The sequence below is a fragment of the Microbacterium testaceum genome, assembly GCF_003075375.1.
Lineage (GTDB): Bacteria > Actinomycetota > Actinomycetes > Actinomycetales > Microbacteriaceae > Microbacterium > Microbacterium testaceum_E.
The window spans coordinates 116509-125694 of record NZ_QDFT01000006.1; the positions used below are offsets into that span (position 1 = coordinate 116509).

The 9186-nt window shown below is 70.6% G+C and carries 6 protein-coding genes; 5 read left to right on the forward strand and 1 reads right to left on the reverse strand.

The genetic code is table 11. The features are described from left to right. Positions 1-282 precede the first annotated feature (282 nt). Both DC432_RS04145 and DC432_RS04150 read left to right on the forward strand, forming a co-directional pair. The gene (locus DC432_RS04145) at positions 283-4218 is read left to right on the forward strand and encodes a reprolysin-like metallopeptidase (RefSeq protein WP_116536799.1); all 3936 of its coding nucleotides are present in this window, start codon (positions 283-285) and stop codon (positions 4216-4218) included. Positions 4219-4240: 22 nt separating this feature from the next. Then, positions 4241-6172, forward strand: coding sequence for a M1 family aminopeptidase (locus tag DC432_RS04150; RefSeq protein WP_165801173.1), 1932 nt, complete (start codon positions 4241-4243; stop codon positions 6170-6172). Between the two features lie 52 nt (positions 6173-6224). On the opposite strand, the gene DC432_RS04155 is transcribed toward DC432_RS04150, so the two are convergent. Beyond that, positions 6225-6647, reverse strand: coding sequence for an Lrp/AsnC family transcriptional regulator (locus DC432_RS04155; RefSeq protein ID WP_133177880.1), 423 nt, complete (start codon positions 6645-6647; stop codon positions 6225-6227). Between the two features lie 113 nt (positions 6648-6760). Here DC432_RS04155 and DC432_RS04160 point away from each other — a divergent pair, with 113 nt between their 5' ends. From DC432_RS04160 to DC432_RS04170, 3 genes are all read left to right on the forward strand, one after another. Beyond that, entirely contained in the window at positions 6761-7321 is a 561-nt protein-coding gene (locus DC432_RS04160; protein WP_116536802.1) for a hypothetical protein, read from the forward strand. A gap of 77 nt (positions 7322-7398) precedes the next feature. Next, the gene (locus DC432_RS04165; protein ID WP_116536803.1) at positions 7399-8685 is read left to right on the forward strand and encodes a GAF domain-containing protein; all 1287 of its coding nucleotides are present in this window, start codon (positions 7399-7401) and stop codon (positions 8683-8685) included. Between the two features lie 47 nt (positions 8686-8732). After that, a partial coding sequence (locus tag DC432_RS04170; protein WP_116536804.1) for a hypothetical protein occupies positions 8733-9186 on the forward strand: 454 nt, incomplete at its 3' end.

The window sequence follows — 9186 nt, forward strand, 5'->3', positions numbered from 1 at the left end:
TCTGCCTGGGACGGTACCACGCGATGCGTAGTAGTACGTAGAGCGGAATTCGAGCTGGCTCGGCATGGCGCGGGTGAAGTGTGTCGGTCAGGTGTTGTCACAGTGGACAAATCGATCGCGAGAGCGGATAAAGTGCGATTGTTAGGGCTATCAACGCGCCGATATCGGTCGAAGCAGCCCGGTATTCCGGGTCGAATCTTGCACCGAAACGACCGTGAAACGTGCCGTCCCTAGCGTGCGGATCGCGTTTCACCCGCTTTCCGATCGCCCTAGGAGCCACCCGTGACCCGATCCCCGCGCCGTCCTCGCCAGAGACGAAGGACGCTCGCCGCCGCCGCCGTCGCCATCATCGCGGCCCTGACCGCCTCGCTCGTCGGTGCGCCCGCCGCGTCGGCCCGCGCAGCCGACGAACCCGTGTGGAAACCCGTCGACGCGGCCGGCGCACAGACCGAGCTCGGCCTGACCGCGGACGCCGACGTCTCGGCGTTCGACCTCGACCTGGGCGCGGTGTTCGACGCTCCTCGGCTGCGCAGCTTCCAGGCCCGTTCGGCGACCCCCGCCCCCGCCCCCCTGCACCTCTCGCTCCCCGACCCGACGGGCGCGTTCGTGGACTTCATCGTGCAGCCGGTCAGTGTCATGGAGGACGCTTTGGCGGCACGGCATCCCGAACTCAAGACGTACGCCGGTCGTGCGGCGTCGGACCCGACCGTCTCGGTGCGCGTGAGCATCACTCCCCTGGGTCTGTCGGCCTCGGTGCGCAGCGGAGACAACCGTTCGACCGCCTGGTACGTCGACCCCGTGCCGTCGGATGCCGACGACGCCAAGCCGCGGCACATCTCTTACGGTCGCGACGCCGCGCGCGAGGACAAGGGTGCGGCCCAGTTCCTGGAGCCCGCGAACGAGGCACCCGTCGTCGAGAAGGCGCCCGCCGCGCCCGCCAAGGCGATGCGGCAGGTGATCCGCCTCGCTCTCGCGACGGACCCGTCCTTCGCGCAGTTCTACGGGACCGAGAACGTGCTGGCGGCCAAGGTCGTGATGACGAACCGCATCGCGCAGATCTACAACGACGACCTGGGCGTGCAGCTCAAGCTCGTCAACGGTACCGAGAAGCTCAACTTCGACACCGAGAAGGCCGCGTACGAGCCCGGCGGAGCCTGTGGAGACCAAGCCTGTTACCCCGTCGGCGCCTTGAACGAGTGCCAGGGCTGGGCCCTCGATTCCAACGCCGGCGCCCTGCAGCGCATCCTCGGCGACGACGCCTACGACGTGGGACACCTGTCGCTCGGCTCCGGTAACGGCGGAATGGCCAACTGGAACGTCGTCGGCGTGAACTGGTGGAAGGGCGGCGGGTGCACGGGCCTGGCGAAGCCGATCGGCGACGTGTTCGCCACCGACTACGTCGCGCACGAGCTCGGCCACCAGTTCGGCGGCACGCACACGATGAACGCCTGCCACAACTCGCAGGGCGACTCCGCGATGGAGCCCGGATCGGCATCGACCATCATGGGCTACGCGGGCCTCTGCCGCGAGAACGACCTCCAGTCGAACTCCGACCCGTACTTCTCGGCGTTCAGCATCGACCAGATGCACTACTGGACGGGCTGGGCGGGCCTGCACGAAGAGTCGCCCAACACCGTTCCGCAGGTGACGGTCCCCGAGAGCCGGAAGATCCCCGTCCGCACGCCCTTCGCGCTGACGGCCTCGGGCACCGACTCCGACGGCGACCCTCTGACCTACGTCTGGGAGCAGGCGAACCTCGGCGACTTCGGCCGGGGACTGCGCGACCCGAACAAGGTGAACGGTCCGCTGTTCCGCCTCTTCTCCCGGGCGGCCGACCTGACCGAAGAACAGGCGCACTCGTACTACTCGGGGGCGCACAACGCCGCGACGCCGACGCCGACGCGCGTCTTCCCCGACATGGCGCAGATCCTCGCGGGGAACACGAACGCCCGGACGGGCACCTGCGAATCGACCGACTGGCTCGAGGCGCGCGACTGCTTCTCGGAGTTCCTGCCCACCGCGGCCTACGAGGGCAACGGCAACGGCGGTTTCGACTTCCGCGTGACCGCTCGCGACCAGCGTCCGGACGGCGGTGGAGTCGCCACGGCGGGAGTGCACCTCGCGATCGCGCGTGACGCCGGTCCGTTCGAGGTGACGAGCTTCGCGACGGCCGGCCAGGCGGTGGGCGTGGGCAGCACGAACGAGATCACCTGGAACGTCAACGGGACGGATGCCGCCGACATGGCACCCGAGGTCCGCATCCTGCTGTCGACCGATGGCGGCCAGACCTTCGACCGGGTCCTCGCCGAGCGGACGGCGAACGACGGCGCCGCCACGGTGACCTTCCCGAAGGTCGCGACCGACAGGGCACGAATCAAGATCGAGGCCGTCGACAACTACTTCTTCGCGGTCAACGAGAAGGACTTCGTCATCTTCGACGCCACGCTCGAATCGATCGTGCCGCAGGTGGCACGCACCATCCCGGGTGTGCCCATCACGCTTCCCGCGACGGTCGTGCCGGTCTACAACGGCCTCTCCAGCACGCCGATCCCGGTGACCTGGGACACGTCCGGCGTGGACTGGGCCACGGCCGGAACGTACCGGGTGATCGGCTCGGGGGTGGACCAGTACGGCACGACGTTCTCGGACGCGGTGCTCACCCTCTACATCGGCGACTTCAGCTCGACCGATCCCGTCTCGGTGACCGTCCCGGAGGGGCAGCCCGTCGCAGCGCTCGCGAACCTGCTGCCTCCGACCGTTCCCGCGCAGGTGGGAACCAGCGAGACGCGGTTCGCCACCGCGGTGACCTGGAACACCGCCGCGATCACGCAGAAGGACCTGGATGCCGCGGGCACCGTCCGCGTCGAAGGGACCGCGGCATCCGCGATCCCCGGTGCCGCCGGGATCCCGGCGACGCTGACGGTGATCGTCACCACGGCTGCGAAGGTCAACGTCGCACCGGACTCGAACACGCGATCCGCGACGTTCACCGAGCCGGGGTATTCCATCAACGGCACGGTCAACGGCAACCTCGGTGACAAGGCCTGGTCGAACTGGCGGCCCGACGGGGTGAACGAGAACGACACCCTCACCTACTCGTGGAAGGAGCTCCAACTTCTCGATTCGCTCGATGTCACCGCCTTCCGCGACGGTGCCGGTCAGTCGTGGCCCGCGCAGGCGAGCGCGACGTACACCGACGCCGTGACCGGCCAGGTCGTGACGACCGCGCCCGTCCCGGTCGACCTCAGCGGTGCATCGCCGGTCGTCACGATCGACCTCCGCGTCGACGGGCACCCCATCATGACGGGATCGGTGGCGGTGCATCTCACCCCCGTCGACGGCTGGTACATGACCGTCTCGGAGGTGCAGATCTTCGGCCGGAAGGTGACCGCCGCATCGACGGCCACACTCGCTCGCCTGAACGTCGACGGCGTGCCTGTCACGGGCTTCGACCCGGCGACGCTCACGTACGCGGCGACGGTCGACGGCTCGCGCTGGCCCACGGTGTCGGCCGTGGCGACCGATCAGAACGCGACCGTGACCGTCGGGGCCGTCGACCCGGCCACCGGCCGGGTGACGATCGCCGTCACCGCCGCGGACAAGGTCTCGACGCAGGCGTACGAGGTCGTCGTGGCTCGCCGAGCCGCGTTCACGGCCGCGCCTCGTCTGACGAACGCGGCCGGCCGGGTGACGGTGGTCGCGGCGACCGACCCGGCCGACGCGACCCTGCGCGTCGTGTGGCTGCGCAACGGCGTCGAGCAAGCGCAGAAGGGGACCAGCTACGCGCTGGCACCCGCGGACGCCGGCACGTCGCTGGTCGCCCGCGTCACGGCGGAGCGTGCCGGGTTCGTGTCGGCCCAGGTCGACTCGGCGCCGCTCGCGATCCCCGCGAACGATCCCGGTGGCTCCGGCTCGGGTGGCTCCGGTTCGGGTGGCTCCGGCGCCGGTACGCCCGGTGCGGGTGGCCCCGGCACCGGAGGATCGACCGCGAACGGCTCCGGTCCGGCCGGCACCTCCGCCGGACCGGCGGCGGCGGCCGGATCCTCGGCGACGACCACGACGCAGGGGCGTTTGAGCGTCACCGGCACCCCCGGGGTCACGACCCCGATCGGCGTCGCCGGCGTTCTGCTGGCCCTCGGCTCGGCGGCTCTGATGGCCGCCCGGTCTCGCCGCCGCCCGGATGTCATCGTCTCTCCGTCCGTCTCGTCCACCGACTGACCCCCCACAGAACAGGACTCTCATGCACACGACACGAACAGCGACACGGGCGCTCGCCGTCGCCGCGGCGGCTGCAGCCGCGGTCACCCTCGGCGTGACCCTGCCGGGCGCCGCCGCGGCCGCGGACCCCGTGCTGCCCCCGCCGGCCGCGGACATCTTCCCCAACGTGGGGACCGCCGACTTCGACGTGCAGCACTACGACGTCGACATGCAGTACCGGGCGAACGACGACATCTCGGCGGTCACCACGGTCACGGCCGTCGCCGCGAAGGCGCTCGACATCATCCGGCTCGACCTCGAGGGTCTGACGGTGGACGCGGTGACGGTGAACGGGCGGAACGCCGCCTTCACCCGCGAAGCCGACTTCCCGGCGACGCGGCACAAGCTCGTCGTGACCCCCGCGGCGCCGGTGACCGGTGAGTTCACGGTCGCCGTGACGTACCACGGGGCGCCGACCCGTCATCAGGACCCCGACGGCTCCTTCGAGGGATGGATGCCGACGGGCACGGGCGTGGCGGCCCTCGGCCAGCCCGTGGGCACCATGACCTGGCTGCCGAGCAACAACACCGTCAGCGACAAGGCCACGTACGACATCGACGTGACCGCCCCGACGCGGACGGACGGTCAAGACCTGTCGGTGGCCAGCAGCGGCAACCTCGTCTCGCAGACGGTCGTCGATGCGGACCGTACCCGGTGGTCGTGGGCGATCGGCACGCCACTGTCGACGTCGATGCTCGTGCTCTCGGTGGGGCACTTCGACGTCCTGACGTCGACGATCACCCTCGCCAGCGGCCGTGTCCTGCCCGAGTGGTCGTTCGTGGCGAAGAGCGCGTCCGACGGCGACCGTGCATACATCAATTCGCAGCGCGCCCTCATCAAGCCGATGCTCGACTGGCTCGAGGCGAAGCTCGGACCCTATCCGGGCGAATCCACCGGCATCATCTGGGATCGTGCCGGCGTCGGCTACGCGCTCGAGACGCAGGACCGCCCGTTCTTCGACGGGTTCCTGAGCGACAAGGTCCTTCTGCACGAGCTCGCGCACATGTGGCTGGGCAACTCGGTCAGCCCGGACACGTGGTCCGAGATCTGGGTGAGCGAGGGTGCGGCACGGTTCTTCGAGGCGTACTACGGCTGGCAGGTGCTCGGTGAGGGCGACCCGCGTCAGATCGCGGCCGACGCCGTCAAGAACGAGCCCGCGGACGCGTGGAAGAACCCGAGCGTCGGGTGGACCGACCCGGCTCAGCTCTACGGCTGGCAGGCCTACACGCGCGGGTCCTTCGTCTACAGCGCCCTCATGAACGCCCTCGGCCCGGACGGCTTCGACGAGGTCATGAAGTCCTGGACGAAGACCTACCGCACGTCGTCGGTCGTCACCGGTGACTTCATCACCGTGGCGAGCGCGGCATCGGGCCGCGACCTGAGTCGCACGCTGAACCAGTGGATCGTCGGCGCCACGGCGCCGCTGCTGCCCGAGGACATCGTCCGCATCGAGCCCTCGGGCACCGTCACGACGACGCAGGGAACGGCTCCGGTCCTTCCGCGGAGCGTGACGCCGGTGTACAAGTCGGGTGCCGGAACGGCCGCGCCGGTCGTCTGGAACACGGCGGCGCAGGATTGGTCGAAGCCGGGGCAGGTCACCGTGACCGGCACGGGCGCCGACTTCTTCGGCGCGCCGTTCACGACGGCATCCGTGAAGGTGAACGTCCTCGCAGCCCCCGTACCCACTCCCACGGTGACACCGACCCCGACGGTGACGCCGCTTCCCACGGTCGGGCCGTCGCCGACCGGGACGCCGTCGAGCGGTTCGACCCCGCTGCCGACGGTGCAGGGAGCATCTCAGTTGAGCGCCACCGGAAGCGCCCCCGTGCTTCCCGCGCTGGCCGCAGGACTCGTCCTGCTGGTCGCGGGTGCCTCGGCCTTCGTGATCTCACGACGCCGACGCCACGCCGACTGAGGAGGCCGAGCGGGCGGACCGGTCATGCGGTCCGCCCGCTTCGGCGTGTCGGTCAGTGGGCGAGGCGATCCAGCACGATGGAGGTGCGCGTGCGCTCGATGCGACTCGACGCGCGCAGTGTCTCGACGATCTCGCCCAGGGCCTCGTTGTTGGGTGCCCGCAGGATGACGACCGCGTCCGCCGCGCCCGCGACGCTGACCGCGGTGACGACTCCGTCCAGTCCGCCGAGCAGCGTGCGCAGCTCGGTCGTGCTGACGTTGCCGCGGCAGAAGATCTCGACGACCGCTTCGGTGCCCTCGAAGCGGGAGGGGTCGGCCGCGATGGTGAACCCGGGGATGACGCCCGACTCGCGCATCGCCTCGACCCGTCGCTTGATCAGCGACGTCGACCGGCCCAGCACCCGGGCCATCTCCGAGAACGGCATCCGCGCATCCCGGGTGAGCAGCTCGATGATCGATTCGTCCACGTGATCCACGACGGCCACGGTAGTACACGCACCATCACCCTCTCGTCCGGACGAACCAGCGCACCCATCTGCCGACGGACGGACGAGTCGCCTCCGTCGCGTCCTGCCCGCAGACTGAGGGGATGGATGCCGACACCTCCCTCTTCCACGCCTGCGTCCCCCTCGCGCCCGGGACGACCTCTCTCCTCCCGCTCGACGACCTCGCCGCGGTCGACCCCGCCGCGGCGCAAGACGCTCTGGCGAAATACGACGACACCGCCGAGCGCCGCCGCTTGCGCGACACCGTCATCCCGGTTCTCGATCGCCGATGGACGGCGGTGGTCTTCTTGTCGCCCGTGCATCCGCAGGCGATCTGGCGAGCGTGGCGCGAGATCCGCGGACGCGAGCGACCCGATCTGCTCTTCTGGGCGATCCCCTCCGTCGACCTGCCCGAGGGTTCCGTCGTGCTGGATCGCTCGTCGACCGCGACCGGGGATCCGATCGACCCGACCGAGGTGACGCCCTTCGACCGGTATGCCCACCGCGCGTCCACGACGACCACGCCGACCAATCGGGCATGGCTGGAGCAGTGTGCGCGTCAGGGAGTGAGTGGCGCGTGGTTCCACGGCATCCCTCACGTTCTGGCGCCGGGACCGGTGCCCCTGGATCGTGCGCGGGTCGTTTCGTGGCGGGACCCCGCTTAAGGGCTGCGAAACTCCCCCGCGGCCGTTCGCGCGCACCTACACTGGTCGCACCTGCCGTCACCGCCGATGGGAGTTCCGTGCCTTCCGCCTGGTCGCGACCCGCGATTTCCCCCGAGACATCGGGGCTGCTCATCGCGCGCGCCCACGACGAACTGCTCGCGGGAAACGAGGATCGCCGTCTCGCCGACGTGCGTCCGCTGGTGCAGGATTCGTGGCGGCGGTCGCTGGCATCCCTGGTCGGACCGGAGGGGCTTCCGTCGCTCGAATTCGCGAGCGACGAGCTCGAGGCGTACCGCCGCGGGCACCCGCTCGCCGGCGTCATGGACATGGTGCGCGCTCTGCTGCTGCCCGGCACGGCCGAGGAATCCGGCGTCGTGGTCGCCGTGGGCGACGCCGCGGGGCGGCTGCTGTGGGTCGAGGGCGACCGGCACATCCGCACGCTGACCGGCGACATGGGCTTCGTGGCGGGGGCGAACTGGGCGGAGGATGCCGTGGGCACCTCGGCACCGGGGACCGCACTGACCCTCGACCGGTCGGTGCAGATCCGCGGCGCCGAACACTTCAACCGGCTCGTGCAGCCGTGGTCGTGCACAGCCGCGCCCGTCCACGACCCCGAGACGCGCCGGCTGCTGGGCGTCATCGACGTGACGGGAGGGCCCGAGGCCGTCACCCCGCAGGCGCAATTGCTCGTGGATGCCACCGCCCGGGCGATCGAGAGCGAGCTGCTCGTCGCGCGGCTGCGCGCGCAGCAGGCTCCGTCCCCGCGTCGTCCATCGCCGTCGCGGGCGCTGCTGCAGATCCTCGGCCGGGACCGCGCGATGCTCGAGGTCGGGGGCTCGGCGCTCGAGCTCAGCGCGCGGCACGCCGAGATCCTGCTGCTGCTCGCCGTGCACCGCGAGGGACTCTCGGCCGAGGCGCTGAGCGAGGCGGTCTACGCCCACGCGGCCGTCGAGACGCTGCGACCCGAGATGGTGCGTCTGCGGCGCGTGCTCGCCCCCGTGGCGCCGCGCCTGGTGCCGGAGTCGCGGCCGTATCGTCTGCCGGACGGCCTCGAGACCGACGCGCAGCACGTGCTGTCGCTGCTGGACCGGGGCGCGCATCGTGTGGCGCTCGCGGCGTACACCGGGCCGGTCCTGCCCGAGTCCGAGGCGCCGGGGGTCGTCGAGGTTCGCGAGTCGGTGCGCTCGGCCCTGCGCGAGGCGCTCGTGGCCGAGGCGGGGATCGACGTGCTGCTGGCCTATGCCGACACCGTCGACGGTCGCGACGACGAAGAGGTGCTGCGCCTGTGCCTGTCGATGCTGCCGGCGCGATCGCCGAAGCGCGCGGGTCTCGTCGCCCGGATCGAGAGGCTCGAGCGCGACTGACCCGGTCGGTCGACGCCGATGTCGGAGCCCCTCGTTACAGTGAACATATGGACGAAAAAGCGCTCGACATCTTCTCGGCAGCCCGCGCCCGTCGCGATGTGGGCCGCATCCGCGAGGCGCTCGCCGAGGTCAAGGCCGGCGACGTCGCCCGCGTGATCGTCCGTTCCCCGCGCTACGGGCTGTACGCCCTCGAGCGCACCGTCCGCATCGGAGTGGGCGGACAGCCGCTCGTCGGCGACGTCATCCTCGCGACGAGCTCCGAGATCCAACGCATCGACCTCGGCATCGACGCGCCGCAGGCGGCCCTCGAGGCCGACGTGGTCGACCCTTCGACGCTCCCCCACGGCACGCCCGTCCGCGTGACCTTCCTGACGCCGACGCACCAGACCTTCGCCCTCACCGGACCGATCACCGCCGGGAACGACCGCTTCCTGCTCGTCGGCAGCTGGATCGTCGCCGACGAGCAGGAAGCGGTCGTTCCCGGCGGTGATCGGTCCGGTG

Coding starts and splice junctions, on each gene's coding strand:
- DC432_RS04150 (WP_165801173.1), top strand. CDS start 4,241: ATGCACACGACACGAACAGCGACACGGGCGCTCGCCGTCGCCGCGGCG.
- DC432_RS04160 (WP_116536802.1), top strand. CDS start 6,761: ATGGATGCCGACACCTCCCTCTTCCACGCCTGCGTCCCCCTCGCGCCC.